Consider the following 18,487-nt stretch of genomic DNA (forward strand, 5'->3'; position numbering starts at 1 on the left):
CCGTGCGGCCTGCTCGTGCCCTGCCGCGGCCTGTTCGCTGGCGGCTGCCCGCGAAGCACTGGTGGCTGCTGCCTGCTCGCTCCCCTCCGCGGCCTGCTCGCTGTCAGTGGCAGCCTCCGCCGCGTCCCGGGCGATGTCCCGGGCCCTGTAGAGGGAGGCCAAAAGTTCTTCCGGTGTGCTGCTGTCCGTAGCGTTGACCTTGACCGCCCGCGAAAGGCCGTCGCCCAGTTGCTGGATCATCTGCACCATGCGGTCCAGCTGGCCTTCCGTGGCTTCGGTGTCCACAGTGGCCGTATTGGAAAGGTCGAGTTCCTGCGTCAGGGGCACGGCAGACTCGATGGCCAGCGTGGCACCGGCAGGCACTTTCCCGTCTGCCAGCGTCACCTTGCCGCCCGTCATGTCCCGGAAGACCGTCACGCTGTAATCGGAACCCGGCGCAAGCGTGGTCTGCGTCTCCTTATCCCCGGCAGCGGCCCAGGAGACGTTCACGTCTCCCGTGCCGTACAGGGCAAAGGGCACGGCGTATTCCAGCACACCGGCCGTGACGGTGTAGCGGACAAGGACTTTCTGGACTGGTATCATAGTGCCTCCACAAAGGGCGTGATGCGGCAGGACGGCCCCACCGCATCACGAAAGGGCCCGGCTAGCGGGCCAGATAGGAAAGGACGACGTCCACCGTGCCGCTGCTGGTGGTGTCGGACGTGACCTTGATCTTGACGTAGCGCTTGGTGTCCGGCAGCACGAGCTTGCAGAGGATGTCACCGTCGGCAAAGGACGTGCCCGTACTGGTAGTGCCGGTGATGGTCACTTCGGGCGCACCGGGGATGTCGGCAAACGGCCCGTCTTCCGTATCACTGCCTTGCAGGGTCAGCTTGAAGGTCTTGTCCGCTGCCACTTTCACCGCACCGGCCGCCATGACGGTGACGGCAAGGGCGCCATGATGTTCGCCCACGACAAGGGCGTTGGCGCAGACGAATTCGGCGGCATTGATGGCTTTGCCCTTCTCGAAGAACTGGTCGTACCAGCGATTCTCGGAACCGTAGGAAAAAGACATGTTCCCTCCTCCTTAGGCCACGGCCGTTTCGTTGCTGTCGGGCAGGTTGTAGGAGCCCACGACCTTGACGCCGTTGATGGCGCCCACGATGGTCTGGAGGTCCTTGTCGCCATTGACGTACATGATGTCGGCCTGCTTGATGGCGCCGAACACGCGCTGCACCACGCGGTGATGGCCGAAGATCATGGTATTCTGGGCCGAGCCGTGGATCTTGGCGATGGCGTCCTCGATCTGGGCCAGCGTGGGCAGTTTGGGCGTCTCGCCGTTGATGTTGATATTCACCAGGGCATGGACGGCCTTGGACGGCTTGAGCAGCTGCCAGCCGAAGCGACCGCGATACTCCACGCCGTAGCCGGTCACACCGGGCTGGGAGCGCAGGTGGTACAGATTGCCGCCGTTGATGGGCGTGGGATCGAGCAGACGGCCGGAGTTGAACTGCGTGGGGTCATAGATGCCCACATTGATCTCCTGGTCGAAACGCACCACGAGGATGGAGGAAAGCGTGCTGCCCGTCCCCTTGCAGGAGGTGAACAGCCTGTCCTTGAGGGCCGCCTTGCGCCAGTAGTCGCGCCAGATGGCCAGCTCGGTGTCCATGCCCGCCTGCCGGTAGAACGCATTCTCGCGACGGGCAAAATACTGCTTGGCACCGCCGAACTGCGCGGCCTTGTCCTTGCTGACCTCGATCTCGCCGCCCATCAGGCTGACGTAGGTCTGGCGCAGCTGGGTCTCGGCCTGCATAGTGGGCAGCGGCGCGCCCAGATCGGTGAAGCTGGCGCCGGTGATCTCGTCCAGCACTTCTTCCACGTTCCACAGGCCGTGGGTGGCCGGGATCCATTTCAGCAGGGCCAGGATGGGGGCTTCCTCGGTCAGGTAGTCCACCAGTTCCGGGCGCTTCTTCGCCTTCTCAAGGGCGATCTCTTTGAGCGTCTGTGCAACAGCCATGTGTCACTACTCCTTGAACATGCCCTTGTAGGTATCGACCGCGCTCTCCCGGGCATCGGAGGGAGCGGTACCGCTGCCGCCGGACAGGACATCTTCGGACAGCAGCTTGCCGATCTCATGGAAGGCCCGCACGAACACGGGGTTATTGGCCATGTCACGACCTTCGATGGACGTGGCCAGGCGGCCGTCCATGCGTTTGTCCAGGGCCGTGAACGCCTTCAGGGCCGTCGCCTTGTTCTCGTCAAAGCGGCTGCCCCACTCGCTGCGCAGTTCCTTCACGCCGTCAGCGATGATCTTGTCCGTGATTTCCTTGTTGGCCCCCAGCTGCCAGTCCAGCAGCTTTTGTGCCTGGTCCTGAGTGATGCCGTTGTCCACGCAGAACTGGCGGAAACCGTTTTCCACGCCCTGGTCGATCTGCCCCTTGAAGCTGTCGGGATATTTCAGGGCGATGTCCTCGACCTTTTCCGCCGGGCGGTAGGCAAGGCCGCGTTCCAGGGCCTTGAGGGCCTCTTCCGCGCTTCCCACGTCCTTGAGTTTTTCGCCCCAGCCTTCGGGCAGACCTGCACGCCAGTCGGCAGGAGGCGTGGTGCCGTCACCGGCCGGCGTCCCTTCACCGCCTTGAGGTGTCCCACCCTGGAGCGTGGTTTCCGCGGGGTCGCCCGCAGGCGGGGTACCGGGATCGGTGACAGTAGAGGTCTCGATATCGTTGGACATGAAATATTCCTCCTATTGGATGCCTTGAAGTTTGCACACGATGCGGATGTAGATGTCAGGTACGGCCTGGGCCATGCGGTTGAGGATCTGGTCGGCTATGTTCCGCATCCTCATGTCGTTTTCCGTGACCATCAGGCGGCCTGCCCCCAGCTCCTGCAGCAGCTGGAGCCAGATGCGTTCCGCTGCCGGGGACTGCATCATCTCGAACCAGTCCAGGCGCTCTGCTTCGTCCAGCCGGGCCTGTTCGGCCCGCTCCTCTTCTTGGGTCATGAGCTGAGACATCAAGCGTTGTCCTCCTGCGGGCTGCCCATGACCTTGCCGGCCACGGTGCCCTCGGTCTTGACGTTCCCCATCTTGGCCATGCTTTCCATCATCTGGACTTCCATGGCTGCCTGCTGCTGGGCGGCTGCCGCCTGCTCGCGCTGCTGGCGGATGGCGGCCACCTGCTCGTCACTGCGTATGATGCTGGCAGGTACACCCAGACGTTGGGCCAGTTCGTCCACCATCTGGTCAAGATCCAGCTTGTCCAGGATGGTGGGCTGGCTCTGGGCCCACGGCCCCACCTGGTCCATGAACTGGCCGATGGAGACCGCGGCCGCCTGTTCCAGCATCTGGGCCATGGGCGACTGGTACGAGACGTTCAGCGTGGCCCACGGGCTGAGCCCCTGCGGGGGCGGGGGCAACAGCCCCTCTTCGTCCAGCAGCTGGTAGACGCGCTCGATGCAGAGCGTCAGGACACGCGGCTCATAGCTGGAGACCGTCGGGCCCATGAGCTCGGCAGCACGGCGGCGCCTGTCCATGTATTCGGTCATGGTCATGCCCGCCGGACGTGTCTCAAGGCTCATGTTGGCGAAGATATTTGCCTTCATCACGTCTTCGAGCCGCATGGAGATCTGTTCGATCTCCTGCTGCACGGCCCCCACGGCGGGGCCGAAATTCACTTCATAGAGCGGGCGCAGGGCATTGGACTGGCCGTAGGCCGTATCGGAGATGACACTGCCCGGCATGGCGCGCACATGGCGCTTGAGCGTGCCCGGCGCCAGCAGGGGCGGCTGGATCATCATCTCGATGCCCACGGCCTTGCGCTTCTCCCAGGCCTCGATGCCCTTCTGGTCGGCCAGCGCATCGTCACCAGGGCCGGTACCGTAGACACCGCGGGCATCCTCCCAGGTGGAGAAGAAGAACGGCATGGAGCGGAAACCGCTTTCCCGCAGTAGTTCCGTGCCGCCCTGGTCCTCGTACCAGAAGGAGGCAAAGGGCATATTGCGGTTGTCCCCGCGCTCCGGGTCGCGTTCCTCACGCTTGCGCACCACCTGCACCACCTCGATGGGGGCATAGGGCTGGCTCTCCAGCTTTTGCCGCGTGGCCTCGCACAGCCTGTCCCTGCCGAAGCGCCGGGACATTTCCACCGGCGTCATGCGCAAGCGCCGCACCACGCAGGACAGCGTGCGGTCTTCGTCCAAGGCCACGGCATAGGTGCCACAGGTTTGGCAGGCGAAACGGGCCACGGTACGGGCCGAGGCATCGCAGGAAAGCAGCGCGCAGCCAAAACCCAGCAGTTCGCGGTTGAAGGCATGGATGGCACTGTAGAAGCCGCCCGCGGCCAGCACGGCACGGATGCGGGCATCCACCACGTCCACATATTCGTTGCCGCCGGTGACTTCCCTGTCGGCCCTGTCCAGGAACTGGTGCCGGAACCACGGCGAGGACGCCGGTGTGATGGCCTGCGTCATGCCCGCAGCGGCTTTGCCCAGGGCGCGCTGGGCCGCCGGGTTGAGCAGGTTGGCGTCCCGCAGACATTCCGTCTCTTCGCCCTGGAACAGGCCGCGCGACGGCAGGATGAGCTTGCCGATCTCCCATTGCTGGGCCAGCCGTTTGCTGCGCAGCCCTTCCAGGTGGGCCACCAGCTGTTTGAGCTCCTTCAGCGTCGGGGCTGCCATGGTCTACCCCATGCGCCCCAGCAGGCTGGAGCCGGTGCTGGCGACACCGCCCGAAGTCCCCAGGGGCGAAGTCAGTACCGTGCCGCCCATCTGCTGCCGGCGGCGGAGCTTGCGCTGCTCCTCGTCACGGATGGACTGGCTTTCCGCTTCCTGTTCGGCCTCGCGCGGTGCCTCTTCCGCCTCATAGGTGATGACCGACGGCCCCGAAGACTGCCCGCCGCCAAAGATCGACGAAACGACGCTCCCCATATCCCCTCCTTAAAGATCGTTGCGGTCCAGGCTGGCAAAGGCCATGTCCCGGCAACGTGCCGGAGCGCCCGGACCGGGCATGTGGCAGCCGCCGCGCAGGCGCTGCGGCCAGAGCGTGAACCCAAGTCCCGCCATGAAGCCGTGCAGATGCCGGTACGAAGCGGGATAGGCGGCCAGCAGGGAACGCAGGGGCCAGGTGCGGAATATCCAGGCCACGGCCTCGCGCCCCAGACGGAGACTGTCACGCTGCCAGTCCCGAAAGATGACGAAATGCACCGTACCGCTCAGGCCGGCGGGCACCACCCACAGGGCCCCTGCCAGCCGCCCTTCCCGGACATCATCGAAGGCAAGGCCCATCAGGGTGGTACGCGGCGAGACCGTGTCCAGCCAGTCCAGCACCGTGGGTTCGACCCGGTCCCAGAGCACGGCATGGGCCAGCCCCTCGTCCTGCATCCTGGCCCAGGGCAGACGCCGCAACTCCGGCGTATCCGCCTGGATGAAGCGGTAGGCATGCTGACTACCAGGGGCGAGCATCGTCCTCTCCTCCATCCCAGCTGAACAAAAAGCCGTGGGCATCACGGGCCTGTTCCGGCAGGAACATCTCCTGCCCAGGCTCCGGCAGGGCCACGGGCGCGGCAAAGGTCAGGGCCAGGGCGTCGGCGATGTCCGGCGAAGCCCCCAGGCGCTCCTTGATCTTGTCCTTGGGCTCCAGCACCATGCGGCCCGCGGCGTCGTACCAGTACAGGGGGGCCGAGAGCTCCGCCCGCAGGCGGGGCACGTCGTCCCCTTCATCCGGCAGCTTGCCGCCGGACTTGAGCCACTGGCGCAGGCCGTACCACATCTCGGAACGCCGGTTGGCAAAGCGACCTTCCTGCAACGGTTTGCCGCCGAAAGGCACCTCGATGACTTCATGCCCCAGCTGGCGCAGGCGGTCGATGACGCCCTGCCCCTGCCCGGCGTCGATGAACACGGCGTGGGGGCGGTTCTCCATGATGGCGGCGGCCACCCTGTCGGCCAGCTGCATGTTGTCCAGCCCGCGCATGACCACCGGCCCGTCGACCTTGAGCCCCTGCCGTCTGACGATGACGCTGCTGTCGGCCCCGAAGCGGGCCACGTCCACGCCCAGGATGACGGGCATGCCGCCCACATCGTCCCACGCCAGCTGCCGGGCCTCGGCCTCCAGCACGTCGGGCAACGGGATGAGGATGTCGTCGGAGCTGGCCGTGAAATCGCAGAGCATCTCCTGACGGAAAGCATTGTCGGAAAGCTCCCGGCGCAGGCGCTCCACGTCCTCGGCCGGCAAGACATCCGTGGACGTGACAGGATAGGAGAGCGCACACCAGGCAGCGTCTCCCTGGGCCTGGGCCGCCATGCCGCGCTGATAGAGTTCGGCAAACAGGTTCGCGCCCTTGGGCGTACCGATGAACACGGCGCTGCCCCTGCGGTCGGCAAGAGCGGGCTGCACCACCTCGCCCCAGACCTCGGGCTTCATCTGCGCCACCTCGTCCATGACCACACAGTCGAAATACAGGCCGCGCAGGGCGTCGGATTGTCCGCACCGAAAACGCGGATCTTGGCCGTCCCGGCCCGGGACGGCACCTGTATGCACAGCTCCGACTCATTGACCTGACGGCCGGGGATGACGGCCGAATAATGCTTGAGGTAATCCCAGGCCACGTTCTTGGCCTGGTTACGCAACGGCCCCACATACGCGAAGGAGCCCCGCGGCTTGTCACAGAGCAGCGCCTGCTTGAGCAGATGGTTGATGACCAGCACGGTCTTGCCGAAACGCCGGTGCGCTACAAGGACGGAAAACCGGTGTTCCTCCAGGGCTTCATGGACGCCAGGGTAACGGGGCTTGTAGGGGATGGTGACACGCATGACTATTTCTCCCATGTGATGCTGAGGCCGCCGGAGACCTCGGTCTCTGCCTTGTCCTGGATGCCCCAGGCCTTGCGCTCGCATTCCTGGGCATTACGCAATGCTTCCGATGCGATCTTCAGGCACTTGAGGCGGTCGAAGTCGTTGACGTCCAGAGCCGCGCGCACTTCGTTCTTGAACCCGCCCCACGCCTCCCGCTGCTCGCTGATGACGGCGGCCTTCCTCGCTGCGGCAGCCTCTACCGCCGCGGCCTTTTTTTGCGGGTCAACGGCGTTGACCGTCCCGTTGACCTTGGCCTCGGCCCTGCGGTTCACCACATCGGTCAGGTCGGCCGTCCATCCTTCCTTCCGGGCCCGCCGGCTGATGGCGGCTTTGTTGACGCCATGCCTGCGGGAAAGCGCCCCCATGGTCGCCCCGGCCTCGAATTCGGCCCGGATGGTCTCCCAGTCGTAACGGACAGCCATCCCCTACCCCTTCCTTTCCCGCTCCGCTTCCAGACGGGTCAGACGGCGCTCATGGTCATCGGTACGGCGAAAGAACTCCCGGTGGTCGCGGGAGTTCCCGTCACGGTCGGCAAAGGCCATGATGCATCCCTCACGATGCACCACCAGGTCGTCCAGCTTGTCGCTGATGCGCTTGAGGCAGTAGCTGCCCACTCCCAACAGCAGTACCCACAGGCCGAAGATCACGCCCAGCAGGACGGTGATGAAATGCCCGTTGTCCATGCCCCCTCCTAAAAGCCCATGCCGAACATGGCCGATACGGCCAGCCACAGTTCCTTGCCCATGCTGGGCGGCAGCAGCACGTCGGGCCAGTAGGTGGCGATGACGGGCCGCAGCAGCAGTTCCCAGCCCGCAGCCACGGCCAGCAGGTACATGAGCAGCTTGCGCGGCGTCATGCGTCCGCCGCTGGTGCGTTCCGTCTCGGCGTTGATCTCCATCTGCTGTTGCTGGATCCGGGCACGGTCGGGCAGGATCTTCTCCAGGGCCTTGCCGCCCAGTCCCAGCAATGCGGAAAGCCAGCCCATCACGCCCTCCTCTGCGCCAGCAGGAACTTTTCCAGGGCATCGGCCCGGTTGAGCCAGCCCTCCAGAAAAACGGCCTGCGAAGGTTTGTCGCGGGCCAGCCCCTCGTAGAAAGCGCGGCGCGCCTGGATGACGGCCCGGATCAGGGCGTCCGTGTCACAGGCCAGCGAGGCCCGCGTCCGGGGCCCCAGGATGCCGTCCACCTCGATTTTTACGCCGTAGGGGCCCACACAGGCGTTGTAGCCGCGCTGGGCCAGCTTGACGGACTGGGCACAGCCACTGTTGACGGCGGCGTCGTACAGGGCGCAGGCGGGCCGGAACGGCATGTCGTCCAGACGCAGCCGGTCCCAGAACTCGCGCTTGAACATGGCCTCGGCCATGTCCGGCGTCACGGAACGCATGGAGGCCTTGTTGACGGGCAGACGGAAGCCGATGCGCTGCAACCAGTCGCGGCCCTGCTGGGTCGCGGCGATGCCCTGCACGAACTTGAGCGAGGCCCCGTAGGCCGTCAGGCCACCGGTGTCGGCGGGATGGTCGGAAAAGCCGCCCTCCCAATGGGCGGTGAAGGCATGGACGCGGTGGAAGTTGTCGGACATAAAAAACGCCTCCGGGGTTTTGCCGGAAGCGTAGCATGGGGTTTACAGCTAGAAAAACTAGGGATAATCTAGGAGAGATTTAAAGTCGTATCAGGGCCTAGTTGACATAAAAATTTTTATCCCCAAGAGTCATGGAAAAAAAATTTTTATTCTTGCAGCAATGTCAGTATGAATCTACTCTTTCTGAAAAAATATGCTCAAGAAAACAGCTTACTGCCTATGACGAAGATTTAGTTGTTTATCGGGCACTACGTACAAAAGATATATGTATTGGTAATTTTACGCCACAGCTTGCCAATTCGGCAGATAACAGACAAAAAATAAAAAATGATCCATGTAGTTACTGTGGACTATCTATTTTTCTTGATAAATGTGAATTTAAACATTTTATATTTTCAGCACATTTAAAAAGGCGTTTCCCATATTATGCACAAGGAATAATCAATCAATTCAAAGATGGCCCTATTGAGAAAAAACCAACTCCTGTACATGTTACATGGCATCCCTATAGCAACGTTATTTTCAGCGAGCTTTTTTCTCTCCCAGGAGATGATGCATGATGAAAAACATAAGTGAATGTATTCCCGTACTCCAGTACGATGGAGAAATGTTTATAGGATTCATGCTATCAACATGTTCTATATATTATCAAATAGGGGATGAGGATGGCAATGTCATATGGAAGGTTCTAAACTGTTCAAACTGTCACACAAGCCTCTTAGAATATCTGCAAGGAAAGCTCTCTTTGAAAGTACTGTATCAAAGAGCCTTGGGAAGTTATGAAATTGAAAGAGAAAAAGGTAGATTAGACTCCTATAGCTACGAATTAAGTGAAGATGAAATCCCTTATGACGATAGTAGCCTTTATTCCCCCGCAGAAAATGCCTATAATGCTCTCACAAAATTAATCGAATCAAACTATAAATCATTCATTCTTTCAGACTATAAACAAAAGATTACTTTTTATAAATCATTCAGTATTTCAAATTATAAACAAAATTACATTTCTAATGATTTTGACATATTTAAATCTTTTGAGCGAATCCTTAAACAGCATAAAGAGCATGATACATTTGAATACTCTAATAGTATTCATGTGCAGATGAATTGGGAAAAATCTTTTTCCACACAACTTTCCCTATAAGGAAAACTACTATGACAGACTACAAGCTTGAGCGGATAACATATCCATTTATAAAACTTTGCATAAACAAACAAGACATAAAAGAAAAAATAAACACAACCGTAAGGATAACATTCAATTGTGGCATTCCTAAAGATATTGATAACAAAACTTTTTTGATAGAAACAGAAATATATATTGGAGATGAAGATAGCAAAGCTTTTCAGTGTCGTATTAAACAGAATGCTATGTTCTCATCTCAGACTAAGATTGATAAAGATTGCGTAAATAGTTATGTTGATAACAATAAAGAGTTCCTTTACCAACTCATCAAAGAAAAAACCCTCAATCTAATTTGTAAAGAATTTATGAAAGAGTCTTTTCTTCCTGAAAGCCTCTCTAGCTTGAATGCGAGCTAGTTTCTTAAACATCATCTGCACTTTTTTCCTCTCCACCCCTGGAGCGTAGCCATCTCCGCGCTGTAGCGTTTCCGGCGCCCGTCGCCCTCCACGGCGATGGGCGCGCCCTGCGCTACCCATTTTTTCACGGTCTTCTGTCCCACGCCCATGGCTTCGCAGATCTCCGCCATGGTACGTAGGATGCACGGCACATAGGCCACCCCCCACTGGCCTGAGACCTGCGGGATTGTCTGCTGCGTATCAGCCATACTTCTCCTGTCCTTATCTTCCGCCCAGTTGGCGTCGTTGAAAGCCTTCTGTCTTGTCCATCCCTGCCCCTACTGCACCCGCAGACGCTGCATCTCGTTCCGGGCCTCGCTGTCTCCGCGCAGGGCCTGCAACAACAGGCGGGCCATGTCGCGGTGCGAGCGGGGCCCCACGGCCACTGTCTCCACCGGCAGGGCCGCCGCGTCTTGCCGTCTCTCGGCATGGCGGCAACGGGGCAGCAGGCGCAGGATGTCCGCCGGGCAGGGGAAACGGCCGGATTCCTGCCGGTGCAGCACGAAGGCCCGGCCCACGGCCTCCCTGTCCTGCCCTTCCAGGTCCTGGGCCCAGATGTCGGCCAGCAGGGCCAGCTCTTCCTGTGAGCGCCCTGTCCGGTAAACCGCCTCACATTCTGCAAGGCGCATGATCAGCCAGAGCCTGTCGATCCGCATGTCCATGGTGTCCTCCCGTCTGTGTCCGTTCTGCTTCCCGTGCTTCGAGCAGGGCTCGTGCCAGCTTGCGGCTGTCCTGCTGCCGCTGCTGGAACTCCGTCGGGGCCCGCGGCTCCCGGCCCACGTCCACGATGACGCCACTGGTACCCTGCCCCGGCTGTACGAAGGGCTCGTCATGCCAGCCCTTGCCGTGCAGCCAGCGGGCCATCCTGGGCACCATGCCCCGGGCCCAGCGGCTGTCTTCGGCCAGCAGGCGGGCGATGGCCTCCCGGATGGCATAGCTGGGCGCCAGCGTCCCGTTGCCGTGCAGGCGCATCCATTCGCGCCAGGCCTCTTCCTGCCCCTGCTTCACGGGCCAGAGCTCCCAGCAGGAGAGGAACGCCTGCCATTCCGGGTGCCCTTTGCTGGGGGCGTCGGTCTTCGCAGGGCCGTCAGAGCATGGGCTGCGTCCCCGGCCCTCAGGCACGGGTCCCGCGGATGCCGTTGTGTCCTGCCCGCAGTCAGGCATGGCCTTGCTGCCGGTCTCCCCATCGGCGCAGGAGGCATCCCCGCCGGCCCGCGGGTTCGTCCCTCTGGCCCTGGGGTTCGTCCGTGCCGCTCGCGGGTTCGTCCCGTCCTTCCGGGAGCCGGATGACGGGGCCGGGCTGTCCGGTGGGCGTGCCCCCGCCCGCACACCCACCTCCCCCTCGCTCGCGAGGGGTAAGGGGTGTGTATTATTATAAGCCATAGGGGCTGGAGCAGGAGCAGGGGCAGGGCTCAAATCATCGTCGAACGGTCGTTCAACGGTCGTTAACGGTCGTTCGACGACCGTTCGAGCCTCGTTGACGACCGTTGTCTGGTCGTTGTCCGCGCCCTGAGCGTCGCCACCGGCCCGTCGGCACCCCCTGATCATCCCGTCGATGACGGCCCAACGGTCGTTGGATGTCCGCAAGGCTTCGTAGTCCCGCTTGCTGACGCCCCGGATACCGGCGCCGACCAGCGCCTGGTATTCGTCAGGGAAGACCTTCGCCATGCGCGACAGGCGGGAGGCATCGGAGCGCGACTCACCGGCCGCGGCCCAGGCGTTGTTCTCCTGCCAGTCATGCAGGCGCAGCCCGCCTTCGTCTTCGTCCAGAAAGCCGACGCTCTTCAGCGTGGGCACGAGCGTGCCTTCCTCACCGCACCAGTCCACGGCCAGCTCGATGTCCTCATCTTCCATGCCGGACAGATCGCCGTCAGGACGCACCCGCGCCGCATAGGCCCAAAGCTGGAGCAGCGCCACGACGCCCTCGTAGCCCAAGCGCCTCCTGAGCTTCTTGGTCTTGTGATGGGCGAAAAAATCGACGGATACGCGAAAATCGGAGTTCATCCTCACTTCCCCCAGCGCCATCTGGCGTAGCTCTCGAAGCCGTCGAACAGCTTGCGCACCGCCGGCGGGCATTCGGACTCCAGTACCCACGTTTCCGAAAATTCATCCTCAGTCAGCACCAGCACCTCTCCCGTACCCGGCAGGATGATCTGCCATCTGTGCCGGGGCAGCGGCGCCGCGTAGGCGCGCTGGTACGGCATGGTCACCGTGATGGCCCTCTGGGCCCTCATGGGCAGTTCCTTCTTCATCGTGCCTCCCGTACATGGAAACGGCGCTTCTCCCGCCGCTTCCGGCTCTGTGATTTCTGGATGCGCCGCTTGGGGTTGCGGCGCGGCGTGCGCCATGCCGTGATGACCATGCCGTCACGGCTCACCACCACCCGCAGGCGGCCCCGGGCCCAGGTGCCCGTGCCCTCCCCTTCCGCCACCAGCACGCCCTGCTCCAGGGCCTGTTCCACATGCAGCGCCGTGATGCCCCTCTCCAGGCACCGCCGCACGGCATGGCCGGAAAAACAGCGGATGGCTCGTGTCGTACAGGTATCCGTCATGTATTACGTCTCGTCCTTTTGTGTTGCAGACCTGTCCCGCCCGCTGTCGTATCCTTCCAGCATGCCGGGGTTGCATTCGAGGATGGCTAGATACGTCTCCAGCGCCTTCACGATGACACCGGAGCGCGTCACCTCGTTACCGGTGGCGGCGATCACGTCGAACAGGCGGTCGTACAGCGGCTGTGGCAGCCGCAGGGAAAAGGATTCGCTGCGGGGCATGTGTTCCCTCCCGGCCACAGCAAAGCGCTCACAGGGCCGCCTTGGCGGATGGCGACGGGCCCGCGGCGGGGTCAGGTCGAAGAGGAGGACAAGGGGATTCCGGGGGATAGACGAAAGGCCAGAGCTTCAGCAGCGACGTCCCGGAAATCCCCCGTCTTCCAGAAAGCAGATTGCTGATGGTTCCTTGGGACACGCCAAATTCCCGCGTGATGTCCTGCTGGACATAGCCTGTCCGTTCCATGGCCAGCTTCAGGTCACGGCGAAATGCGTCAAGAGTAAGGGGGATAGTCTTCATGAAAATATTTTATTTCGTAAGAAAATAATAGGCAATGATATTTTATTTTGAAAATATGACAAATGAAATATTTTCTGGCAGGAAGGATATATGGAAAGCGGAAACTATTTGCGAAGCATCATCGCCGGATTGAAGGGCAAGAAGTTCGAGACCTACAGGGACCTTGCCCAAATGGCCAATGTCAACCAGGGCAATCTCTCTTCATTCATGAAACCGGACGGGGATCCAAAACGTCGGGAGACCATGACATTCGATTCCGCGTGGAAGATCCTGAACGCGCTTGGGCTCAAGCTCCCCACACTGGAACAGCAAGAGGCCACCATACGCCGCCCGGCGCCCAATGCCCCTGTGGAAAGGGCCGACGCGGACGGCAGCGTGGCCATCCATGTCTATGCCTTGGCAGGCGCGGGCCCGGCCTTCGATCTGGAAGAAAACGATCCTCTGGCAACCATCCGAGTCCCCCTGGAATATGCCATGCAGTGCGATTCCGCCCTGCTGGTCAAAGGGGACAGCATGGCCTGGACCATCAAAAGCGGGGGCGTCGTGGGCGTCATCCGCCGGAACTTCGACTTCGTTTCCGGGGAAGTCTACGCCGTCCGCCTGCCGTATGAAGGGCTCTCCATCAAGCGCGTCATCGTGGATGCCGCCAGCGGGGAATACATCATCCGCTCCGATAATCCCGACAAGGAAAAGTACCCAGACCGCCGTCTGTCCATCACGGAATATGCCGACATCATCTTGGGCCGTGTGGTCTGGGTCTGGCAGGCGCTGTAATTTCTCGAATATGGAGTAAATATGATCTACCTCGGTGACGAAGAAGATATTATTGATCCTCATAGATATTATGAACAACACAACATATCGAAGGATAGTTTCTTCAGCATCAGAGATACTGAAGAAACGTCTCATAGAAAAATATTCAATAAATTTTCAGGCATCCAGAAAAATAAGGAAAGGCCGACATTTTCTGTTTCTTTTGGAGAGACAATAGTCCCCATCTATGAAACTATGACCCAAAATAAACTAATATATTCAACACGTCATAAGAATTTTTGGCATTACCTGCCTGACAAGACAGCTATTAGAAAAGTTGAAGCTTGGGAGCAACAGCAAAACTTACGCGTTTTTCTCAAAGACAATTTATTTTCATCAATTGCTCTTGATTTATATGAAGACAAGACAAAACAAAGACCAGCAACGGCTTTTTATTATCTGAAATATGCCAGAATAAGCGGTGAAGCATATAAAAAAACATTAACATGGACAGCCAATGAATTTGTCCGGACGATTCAATCCCTCCCTTTTTATAAAGACTGTAAATATATATCCGCCGTCCCTCCCAGGCCTGGGAAAAAAGGGCTCGATTTGCCTGCACTGCTCGCGACAGAAATTTCAAAAAAATTAATGATTGAGGATATTACATCAACTTTTCAATATACAGGTGAAAAAGCGCAGGGAAAAACATTATCTCGGGATGATAAATGGGCCGCATGGGAGGCAGCTGGCCTTTCCTGTACAAAAGATTTAGAAGGCAAGGACGTGATTTTGATTGACGACCTATATCAGTCTGGAATTTCAGTAAATTTCGTAGGAATGAAATTGCAGGAAGCGAACTGCGGAAAAATTTGTGGACTGTATATAGTAAAATCACTCAATGACAAAGATAATATACAGAGAACACCAGGAAGTGAGTGATGCCAACTCTACGGAAAACGATATCCCCATTGCCGCCAATTTCAGTGCGGGAAATTTTCCTGAAAAATGGAAAAGCTCAGAAAATATACTGCATGGGGAATCTAAAATTACTTAATATCCCGGGTGCTGGATTTTGTGGATCTCGCAAAGTTTCTCCTGCAGGAATTTCTGTAGCTGAAGATTGTGCCGTGCAAATTGCCCAATCTGGCTATCCCGTTATTTCAGGCTATGCCGCTGGCGTCGATATGACTGCACATACCGCCGCGTTGGCAGCTGGCGGAACCACAGTTATCGTGCTTCCTGAAGGAATTGACCATTTCAGAATCAAAAAAGAAATAGCTGAGTTCTGGGATTGGAATCGAATTTTGGTCATCAGCCCCTTTGACCCGGAAATGCGCTGGACCGTGTATAGGGCTATGGGGAGGAATCACGTCATCGTTGCTCTTTCACGTGCCATGATCGTTATAGAAGCTGGCGAGAAAGGGGGGACGCTTGCTGCAGGATTGGCATCCTTAAAAGCTCAATGCCCCTTATTCGTTGTTGACTATGGAGAGAACGACTATGCAGTAGGTAACCGGGTTCTTCTTCAAAAAGGCGGACGTTCTCTTAAAAAATCTATCAAGACAAATAGGGCAAGTTTGGGGGCTGTATTGACATGCCTCCGAGGGGAAGTACTTCAAGAACAGCTTTCCCTGCTTTGATTATGTGCTGGAAAGATTTTTTTAGCTAAAAAATGTGATGCCATGGATTTCGATGAACTGAAAAAAGATTACACTCTTCAGCAGCATGAAGGACGCGTCCAAGCTGCCTTGGATAGCAATAAGGGGATGATTGAATTTTCAAAGATGTCCCTGCGAGGTGCTACTATTTTGAATGGCACTGCTGCTGTCGCCATCATCTATTCCAAACAGGTATGGTGGTATTCCGCTGCGTTATGGTTTGGTGGAGGTGCTTTTTTGGCTGTCCTGGCTACAGGGATGACCTACCTTACACAATGGTTGCTCTTTGAAACATGGCGCCCTGCACTCATGGGAGGTGTTATGAAAATTACGCCGGTCCCCCCAGAGACAATTGCCCAAACCAGAGGTGACCGGAGGGAACTTTCTACGGTGGTACGTCTCCAACTAGAGGCAGATCCTCCCTACTGGACTGTCCGTTACTCTGCCATTGGCAGGGTAATCTCGATCATCCTGGTACTGATATCGTTTGTCTGTTTTGGTCTTGGATTGTTTGATGCCTATAGCCTCCTTGAGCAGCAGCCAACTATAGCGCCACAAGAACCATAAATTTCAATTTTCTTGATTTCCCCATCCCGCCCCTTACCGGGCGGGATTTTTTTGCGCCCATTAATTTCTTTTGAAAATATTTTTTCCTTGCCATATGTTTTCAATCGAAATATTATAACCTCACGCACACCGGGAAAGGCCGGGAACACGGGCTACGGCCCAGAGTACCACAAGCCTCCCCCGGTGGACGTTCCCCACAAGTACCGAGCTCGGCAAGCCGCAAGCCTTTGGGAGCGGGAAAGCACGCGACGGCAGGGAAGGGGAAACGAGGTTGGCCCGGGAGAAGGGGCCCCCGCAAGAATGGCCGTGTGCGACACGGCAGGCCGAAAGGCGGCGGGCGGTGGCGACGAGAGCGCCGCACGGGTGGACGCCAGTTGCGAGCAGCCCGTGAAACCAAGACGCTTTCTGACTTCACACCGCCCCCGGATGACCGGGGACGGGAATGGAACCGGAAATCCTCAAGTTCTACTTCAAGAAAAGGACATGCCATGTCATTGAATCCGCAATCCCTCGGTAACGGCCAGGAAATGCAGGAAAGCGAATCAACACGCCGTGCGCGTGTGGCTAAGGCTGCTCTTTCTCAAAGACGTGCTTATGAAGCGAGTCGTACTCATCCATCACCAAAGCCTCTGCCTCCTCATTGGCATGTCGAATCTCGTCTTCAGTCAGAGGACGCTCAACCTGTAACCGCTTGAAAATACAGTTCATGAGGCCGGGCTTTTCTTTCCTCTCCCCTGACCGGCAGCGACAGTTACCCTACCCTGTCGTCGCCGGGACTGGGGCCGCGACGTGTCTGTGCTGCACCAGGCTGTTTTTACGTCGTCGTGGCCGGGCCGTGGCCATCGGGGCCACGGCCTTTTGACCCCACTCAGGCTACTGCTTCACAGGTCCCCGCTTTCCACTCGCGCGGCTGGCAACAGCAAGTGAGACCCGCAATTCATGCACACCACGGTGCCAGGCATCTGTGTACTCGTCCTGCGTCAGCGGACGGTTCTTTTGCCCCTGCTCAACGACGACACTAAGGTAGGCGGCAAGGATCTCCAAAGCAGCACAAAGATGGGTGTGAGAGTAGGACATTCGGCCTCCAACGGTAAGGAGTTGTTTGATCCCCAGCTAAGGAAGCAAATCCTCTGACACAGACTTTTAGTCAAATTTCCGGCAGGTAACCTTCCTTGCTGTGCTTCCCCTGCCGGGGGCCGTCAGCATGGTGCTGGCGGCCCTTGTTGCTCCACAGGGCCCGCGAACCTCGCGGGCTCACCTGGAGCAGCAGGCCAGACTTCCCCTGTCTTTCAATGCTGCGGGCCGCTTCCATCGGGGAGGCGGCCTTTCTTTTTCCCTCCGCTCCCGCTCCCCGTGGAGAGCCCGGCAAAAGCCGCTGATAGCCGGGCCAAGCGCGACCGAAAGGCGGCCCGCCGGGCCGTGCCCGTTACGACGAAGGAAGTTACGGGCATCGACAGCAGAGCGTAACGGGGCGGCGCTTCATTCCGTCGTCATTCCCCCGAACGACAGCGGCAAACGCCCGGTGGCCTACCTTCCCGCCGGGCGTCATTTTTTCAAGGAGTCCGATATGCCAGACAGCACCACCCGAAAGCAGGCCTACTTCTTCGCCTGCCTGGCCGCCATTGCCACCATTGGCGGGGCGGTCGGGAGTCACGAGTACCGCGAATTGAAAGAGGCCTATCATGCCGAACAGGCCCGCTCCAGCGCCCTGGCTGCCCGGCTCCAGGAGGCCATGGCCGCACGGGATGAGGAACAGGACGAAGATCAGGGCACTGACAGCGGCGGCGAAATGGCGGTAGCTGCCGTAAAGACGCTCGCCATCCGCAACAACAATCCCCTCAACGTCAAGACCGTAAAGGGGAGACCGTGGTTCGGGCAGATAGCCGTGGACAAGCATGGGCACGCTGTCTTCGATACGCCGGAACACGGCATTCGGGCCGGGGCCAATGTCCTGCTCAATTACTACACGCGCCACGGTCTGGACACGTTGGACGGCATCCTGAGCCGCTTCTGCACCGGCAACAGGGCAGAGTACGCTGCGTTCCTTTCCAAGCGGCTTGGCATCCAGCCGGACAAACAATTTGACGTCCTGGCACGACTGCCGGAATTGCTGCACGCCATGGCCCGCTTTGAAAGCGGCCAGGAGTGGCCCCGTGAACTGTTCACAGGCTACAGCCTTGTGGCCACAGCGTACCGCAAGGGGCAACGATGATGTCCCGTCGCCTGTGCTTCGTTTACGTCGGAAAAGCAAAATATCTGAAACAAGCCCTCGCAACGCTCCGTATGCGGGGGCTTTCTGCATCAAGAAGGTGAATATCCATGTGCTACAATAGCTGCCCCTGGTTCGAACCGTGGATAGAGCGCTGCCGCAAGCCCCGTGGCGAACGCTGCTGGGAAGAGATCTAGGATGAGGAAGAGCGCCTGTACGCGCTCGTGGAAGAAGACAGTGTGGAGGACGAC

General features: G+C 58.9%; 29 protein-coding genes. 8 read left to right on the forward strand and 21 right to left on the reverse strand.

The window, feature by feature from the left end:
• The 14 genes from DESPIG_RS14040 to DESPIG_RS05310 all read right to left on the reverse strand — a co-directional run.
• A partial coding sequence (locus DESPIG_RS14040) for a hypothetical protein (RefSeq protein ID WP_006005881.1) occupies positions 1 to 582 on the reverse strand: 582 nt, incomplete at its 3' end.
• Between the two features lie 61 nt (positions 583 to 643).
• The gene (locus DESPIG_RS05250; protein ID WP_006005882.1) at positions 644 to 1,054 is read right to left on the reverse strand and encodes a hypothetical protein; all 411 of its coding nucleotides are present in this window, start codon (positions 1,052 to 1,054) and stop codon (positions 644 to 646) included.
• A 12-nt stretch (positions 1,055 to 1,066) separates the two neighbouring features.
• Positions 1,067 to 1,996 (reverse strand): major capsid protein, encoded by a 930-nt coding sequence (locus tag DESPIG_RS05255; protein WP_006005883.1) that lies wholly within the window; start codon positions 1,994 to 1,996, stop codon positions 1,067 to 1,069.
• 6 nt (positions 1,997 to 2,002) lie between these two features.
• Positions 2,003 to 2,710: a hypothetical protein gene (locus DESPIG_RS05260; protein WP_006005884.1), complete on the reverse strand. Its 708-nt coding sequence runs from the start codon at positions 2,708 to 2,710 to the stop codon at positions 2,003 to 2,005.
• Positions 2,711 to 2,722: 12 nt separating this feature from the next.
• A complete protein-coding gene (locus tag DESPIG_RS05265; protein WP_006005885.1) occupies positions 2,723 to 2,992 on the reverse strand; it encodes a hypothetical protein in 270 nt (89 codons plus the stop codon).
• Positions 2,992 to 4,650: a portal protein gene (locus DESPIG_RS05270; RefSeq protein WP_006005886.1), complete on the reverse strand. Its 1,659-nt coding sequence runs from the start codon at positions 4,648 to 4,650 to the stop codon at positions 2,992 to 2,994. The genes DESPIG_RS05265 and DESPIG_RS05270 overlap by 1 nt, the downstream gene beginning before the upstream one ends.
• Positions 4,651 to 4,653: 3 nt before the next feature.
• Positions 4,654 to 4,899, reverse strand: coding sequence for a hypothetical protein (locus tag DESPIG_RS05275; RefSeq protein WP_006005887.1), 246 nt, complete (start codon positions 4,897 to 4,899; stop codon positions 4,654 to 4,656).
• A 9-nt stretch (positions 4,900 to 4,908) separates the two neighbouring features.
• The gene (locus DESPIG_RS05280) at positions 4,909 to 5,433 is read right to left on the reverse strand and encodes a hypothetical protein (RefSeq protein WP_040369307.1); all 525 of its coding nucleotides are present in this window, start codon (positions 5,431 to 5,433) and stop codon (positions 4,909 to 4,911) included.
• Positions 5,417 to 6,391 (reverse strand): terminase large subunit domain-containing protein, encoded by a 975-nt coding sequence (locus tag DESPIG_RS12795; RefSeq protein WP_050760269.1) that lies wholly within the window; start codon positions 6,389 to 6,391, stop codon positions 5,417 to 5,419. The genes DESPIG_RS05280 and DESPIG_RS12795 overlap by 17 nt, the downstream gene beginning before the upstream one ends.
• The gene (locus DESPIG_RS12800; protein WP_050760270.1) at positions 6,388 to 6,780 is read right to left on the reverse strand and encodes a hypothetical protein; all 393 of its coding nucleotides are present in this window, start codon (positions 6,778 to 6,780) and stop codon (positions 6,388 to 6,390) included. Before DESPIG_RS12800 ends, DESPIG_RS12795 begins: the two co-directional genes overlap by 4 nt.
• A gap of 2 nt (positions 6,781 to 6,782) precedes the next feature.
• On the reverse strand, positions 6,783 to 7,244 hold the full coding sequence (locus DESPIG_RS05295; RefSeq protein WP_006005894.1) for a hypothetical protein: 462 nt from the start codon (positions 7,242 to 7,244) through the stop codon (positions 6,783 to 6,785).
• Between the two features lie 3 nt (positions 7,245 to 7,247).
• Entirely contained in the window at positions 7,248 to 7,505 is a 258-nt protein-coding gene (locus tag DESPIG_RS05300; RefSeq protein WP_006005896.1) for a hypothetical protein, read from the reverse strand.
• Between the two features lie 8 nt (positions 7,506 to 7,513).
• Positions 7,514 to 7,807 carry a hypothetical protein gene (locus tag DESPIG_RS05305; protein WP_006005898.1) on the reverse strand — a complete coding sequence of 98 codons (294 nt, stop codon included), beginning with the start codon at positions 7,805 to 7,807 and terminating at the stop codon, positions 7,514 to 7,516.
• Positions 7,807 to 8,400: a glycoside hydrolase family 108 protein gene (locus tag DESPIG_RS05310; RefSeq protein ID WP_006005899.1), complete on the reverse strand. Its 594-nt coding sequence runs from the start codon at positions 8,398 to 8,400 to the stop codon at positions 7,807 to 7,809. Before DESPIG_RS05310 ends, DESPIG_RS05305 begins: the two co-directional genes overlap by 1 nt.
• 131 nt (positions 8,401 to 8,531) lie before the next feature.
• Here DESPIG_RS05310 and DESPIG_RS13675 point away from each other — a divergent pair, with 131 nt between their 5' ends.
• Genes DESPIG_RS13675 through DESPIG_RS13685 form a run of 3 tightly spaced genes read left to right on the forward strand, consistent with a single transcriptional unit; the run spans position 8,532 to position 9,942 of the window.
• Positions 8,532 to 8,960 carry a hypothetical protein gene (locus DESPIG_RS13675; RefSeq protein WP_006005900.1) on the forward strand — a complete coding sequence of 143 codons (429 nt, stop codon included), beginning with the start codon at positions 8,532 to 8,534 and terminating at the stop codon, positions 8,958 to 8,960.
• Complete coding sequence (locus tag DESPIG_RS13680; protein ID WP_006005902.1) at positions 8,957 to 9,544, forward strand: hypothetical protein; 588 nt, start codon at positions 8,957 to 8,959, stop codon at positions 9,542 to 9,544. Before DESPIG_RS13675 ends, DESPIG_RS13680 begins: the two co-directional genes overlap by 4 nt.
• 11 nt (positions 9,545 to 9,555) lie before the next feature.
• The gene (locus DESPIG_RS13685) at positions 9,556 to 9,942 is read left to right on the forward strand and encodes a hypothetical protein (protein ID WP_147589108.1); all 387 of its coding nucleotides are present in this window, start codon (positions 9,556 to 9,558) and stop codon (positions 9,940 to 9,942) included.
• 11 nt (positions 9,943 to 9,953) lie between these two features.
• Here DESPIG_RS13685 and DESPIG_RS05315 read toward each other — a convergent pair whose 3' ends face one another.
• From DESPIG_RS05315 to DESPIG_RS05340, 6 genes are all read right to left on the reverse strand, one after another.
• Positions 9,954 to 10,190 (reverse strand): MerR family transcriptional regulator, encoded by a 237-nt coding sequence (locus DESPIG_RS05315; protein WP_006005904.1) that lies wholly within the window; start codon positions 10,188 to 10,190, stop codon positions 9,954 to 9,956.
• A gap of 69 nt (positions 10,191 to 10,259) precedes the next feature.
• Positions 10,260 to 10,643, reverse strand: coding sequence for a hypothetical protein (locus DESPIG_RS05320; RefSeq protein WP_006005906.1), 384 nt, complete (start codon positions 10,641 to 10,643; stop codon positions 10,260 to 10,262).
• Positions 10,591 to 11,985 carry a hypothetical protein gene (locus DESPIG_RS12805; protein ID WP_050760271.1) on the reverse strand — a complete coding sequence of 465 codons (1,395 nt, stop codon included), beginning with the start codon at positions 11,983 to 11,985 and terminating at the stop codon, positions 10,591 to 10,593. Before DESPIG_RS12805 ends, DESPIG_RS05320 begins: the two co-directional genes overlap by 53 nt.
• A 2-nt stretch (positions 11,986 to 11,987) precedes the next feature.
• Positions 11,988 to 12,233: a hypothetical protein gene (locus DESPIG_RS05330; protein ID WP_006005910.1), complete on the reverse strand. Its 246-nt coding sequence runs from the start codon at positions 12,231 to 12,233 to the stop codon at positions 11,988 to 11,990.
• Positions 12,230 to 12,532, reverse strand: a complete 303-nt coding sequence (locus tag DESPIG_RS05335; protein WP_006005912.1) for a DUF4258 domain-containing protein — start codon at positions 12,530 to 12,532, stop codon at positions 12,230 to 12,232. The genes DESPIG_RS05330 and DESPIG_RS05335 overlap by 4 nt, the downstream gene beginning before the upstream one ends.
• Positions 12,533 to 12,535: 3 nt before the next feature.
• Positions 12,536 to 12,751 carry a hypothetical protein gene (locus DESPIG_RS05340; RefSeq protein ID WP_006005914.1) on the reverse strand — a complete coding sequence of 72 codons (216 nt, stop codon included), beginning with the start codon at positions 12,749 to 12,751 and terminating at the stop codon, positions 12,536 to 12,538.
• 385 nt (positions 12,752 to 13,136) lie between these two features.
• Here DESPIG_RS05340 and DESPIG_RS12810 point away from each other — a divergent pair, with 385 nt between their 5' ends.
• Genes DESPIG_RS12810 through DESPIG_RS05350 form a run of 4 tightly spaced genes read left to right on the forward strand, consistent with a single transcriptional unit; the run spans position 13,137 to position 16,027 of the window.
• Positions 13,137 to 13,820, forward strand: coding sequence for a S24 family peptidase (locus tag DESPIG_RS12810; RefSeq protein ID WP_006005919.1), 684 nt, complete (start codon positions 13,137 to 13,139; stop codon positions 13,818 to 13,820).
• Between the two features lie 21 nt (positions 13,821 to 13,841).
• Positions 13,842 to 14,741 (forward strand): hypothetical protein, encoded by a 900-nt coding sequence (locus DESPIG_RS13690; protein WP_006005920.1) that lies wholly within the window; start codon positions 13,842 to 13,844, stop codon positions 14,739 to 14,741.
• Positions 14,741 to 15,442 carry a DNA-processing protein DprA gene (locus DESPIG_RS13200; RefSeq protein WP_006005921.1) on the forward strand — a complete coding sequence of 234 codons (702 nt, stop codon included), beginning with the start codon at positions 14,741 to 14,743 and terminating at the stop codon, positions 15,440 to 15,442. The genes DESPIG_RS13690 and DESPIG_RS13200 overlap by 1 nt, the downstream gene beginning before the upstream one ends.
• Positions 15,443 to 15,484: 42 nt before the next feature.
• The gene (locus DESPIG_RS05350) at positions 15,485 to 16,027 is read left to right on the forward strand and encodes a hypothetical protein (protein ID WP_006005922.1); all 543 of its coding nucleotides are present in this window, start codon (positions 15,485 to 15,487) and stop codon (positions 16,025 to 16,027) included.
• 873 nt (positions 16,028 to 16,900) lie between these two features.
• Here the strand turns inward: DESPIG_RS05350 and DESPIG_RS13695 are convergent.
• Positions 16,901 to 17,104, reverse strand: a complete 204-nt coding sequence (locus DESPIG_RS13695) for a hypothetical protein (protein ID WP_147589110.1) — start codon at positions 17,102 to 17,104, stop codon at positions 16,901 to 16,903.
• Positions 17,105 to 17,594: 490 nt separating this feature from the next.
• Between DESPIG_RS13695 and DESPIG_RS12815 the strand changes: the two genes are divergently transcribed.
• Complete coding sequence (locus DESPIG_RS12815; RefSeq protein ID WP_050760272.1) at positions 17,595 to 18,239, forward strand: hypothetical protein; 645 nt, start codon at positions 17,595 to 17,597, stop codon at positions 18,237 to 18,239.
• Positions 18,240 to 18,487: the final 248 nt, after the last annotated feature.

The sequence above is a fragment of the Desulfovibrio piger ATCC 29098 genome (assembly GCF_000156375.1).
In the GTDB taxonomy this organism is placed as follows: domain Bacteria; phylum Desulfobacterota; class Desulfovibrionia; order Desulfovibrionales; family Desulfovibrionaceae; genus Desulfovibrio; species Desulfovibrio piger.

What these genes read in the sequence shown, in the direction of transcription:
- DESPIG_RS05250 (WP_006005882.1), bottom strand. Translation starts at nt 1,054, where the DNA reads ATGTCTTTTTCCTACGGTTCCGAGAATCGCTGGTACGACCAGTTCTTC.
- DESPIG_RS05255 (WP_006005883.1), bottom strand. Translation starts at nt 1,996, where the DNA reads ATGGCTGTTGCACAGACGCTCAAAGAGATCGCCCTTGAGAAGGCGAAG.
- DESPIG_RS05260 (WP_006005884.1), bottom strand. Translation starts at nt 2,710, where the DNA reads ATGTCCAACGATATCGAGACCTCTACTGTCACCGATCCCGGTACCCCG.
- DESPIG_RS05265 (WP_006005885.1), bottom strand. Translation starts at nt 2,992, where the DNA reads ATGTCTCAGCTCATGACCCAAGAAGAGGAGCGGGCCGAACAGGCCCGG.
- DESPIG_RS05270 (WP_006005886.1), bottom strand. Translation starts at nt 4,650, where the DNA reads ATGGCAGCCCCGACGCTGAAGGAGCTCAAACAGCTGGTGGCCCACCTG.
- DESPIG_RS05275 (WP_006005887.1), bottom strand. Translation starts at nt 4,899, where the DNA reads ATGGGGAGCGTCGTTTCGTCGATCTTTGGCGGCGGGCAGTCTTCGGGG.
- DESPIG_RS05280 (WP_040369307.1), bottom strand. Translation starts at nt 5,433, where the DNA reads ATGCTCGCCCCTGGTAGTCAGCATGCCTACCGCTTCATCCAGGCGGAT.
- DESPIG_RS12795 (WP_050760269.1), bottom strand. Translation starts at nt 6,391, where the DNA reads ATGAAGCCCGAGGTCTGGGGCGAGGTGGTGCAGCCCGCTCTTGCCGAC.
- DESPIG_RS12800 (WP_050760270.1), bottom strand. Translation starts at nt 6,780, where the DNA reads ATGCGTGTCACCATCCCCTACAAGCCCCGTTACCCTGGCGTCCATGAA.
- DESPIG_RS05295 (WP_006005894.1), bottom strand. Translation starts at nt 7,244, where the DNA reads ATGGCTGTCCGTTACGACTGGGAGACCATCCGGGCCGAATTCGAGGCC.
- DESPIG_RS05300 (WP_006005896.1), bottom strand. Translation starts at nt 7,505, where the DNA reads ATGGACAACGGGCATTTCATCACCGTCCTGCTGGGCGTGATCTTCGGC.
- DESPIG_RS05305 (WP_006005898.1), bottom strand. Translation starts at nt 7,807, where the DNA reads ATGGGCTGGCTTTCCGCATTGCTGGGACTGGGCGGCAAGGCCCTGGAG.
- DESPIG_RS05310 (WP_006005899.1), bottom strand. Translation starts at nt 8,400, where the DNA reads ATGTCCGACAACTTCCACCGCGTCCATGCCTTCACCGCCCATTGGGAG.
- DESPIG_RS13675 (WP_006005900.1), top strand. Translation starts at nt 8,532, where the DNA reads ATGGAAAAAAAATTTTTATTCTTGCAGCAATGTCAGTATGAATCTACT.
- DESPIG_RS13680 (WP_006005902.1), top strand. Translation starts at nt 8,957, where the DNA reads ATGATGAAAAACATAAGTGAATGTATTCCCGTACTCCAGTACGATGGA.
- DESPIG_RS13685 (WP_147589108.1), top strand. Translation starts at nt 9,556, where the DNA reads ATGACAGACTACAAGCTTGAGCGGATAACATATCCATTTATAAAACTT.
- DESPIG_RS05315 (WP_006005904.1), bottom strand. Translation starts at nt 10,190, where the DNA reads ATGGCTGATACGCAGCAGACAATCCCGCAGGTCTCAGGCCAGTGGGGG.
- DESPIG_RS05320 (WP_006005906.1), bottom strand. Translation starts at nt 10,643, where the DNA reads ATGGACATGCGGATCGACAGGCTCTGGCTGATCATGCGCCTTGCAGAA.
- DESPIG_RS12805 (WP_050760271.1), bottom strand. Translation starts at nt 11,985, where the DNA reads ATGAACTCCGATTTTCGCGTATCCGTCGATTTTTTCGCCCATCACAAG.
- DESPIG_RS05330 (WP_006005910.1), bottom strand. Translation starts at nt 12,233, where the DNA reads ATGAAGAAGGAACTGCCCATGAGGGCCCAGAGGGCCATCACGGTGACC.
- DESPIG_RS05335 (WP_006005912.1), bottom strand. Translation starts at nt 12,532, where the DNA reads ATGACGGATACCTGTACGACACGAGCCATCCGCTGTTTTTCCGGCCAT.
- DESPIG_RS05340 (WP_006005914.1), bottom strand. Translation starts at nt 12,751, where the DNA reads ATGCCCCGCAGCGAATCCTTTTCCCTGCGGCTGCCACAGCCGCTGTAC.
- DESPIG_RS12810 (WP_006005919.1), top strand. Translation starts at nt 13,137, where the DNA reads ATGGAAAGCGGAAACTATTTGCGAAGCATCATCGCCGGATTGAAGGGC.
- DESPIG_RS13690 (WP_006005920.1), top strand. Translation starts at nt 13,842, where the DNA reads ATGATCTACCTCGGTGACGAAGAAGATATTATTGATCCTCATAGATAT.
- DESPIG_RS13200 (WP_006005921.1), top strand. Translation starts at nt 14,741, where the DNA reads ATGCCAACTCTACGGAAAACGATATCCCCATTGCCGCCAATTTCAGTG.
- DESPIG_RS05350 (WP_006005922.1), top strand. Translation starts at nt 15,485, where the DNA reads ATGGATTTCGATGAACTGAAAAAAGATTACACTCTTCAGCAGCATGAA.
- DESPIG_RS13695 (WP_147589110.1), bottom strand. Translation starts at nt 17,104, where the DNA reads ATGTCCTACTCTCACACCCATCTTTGTGCTGCTTTGGAGATCCTTGCC.
- DESPIG_RS12815 (WP_050760272.1), top strand. Translation starts at nt 17,595, where the DNA reads ATGCCAGACAGCACCACCCGAAAGCAGGCCTACTTCTTCGCCTGCCTG.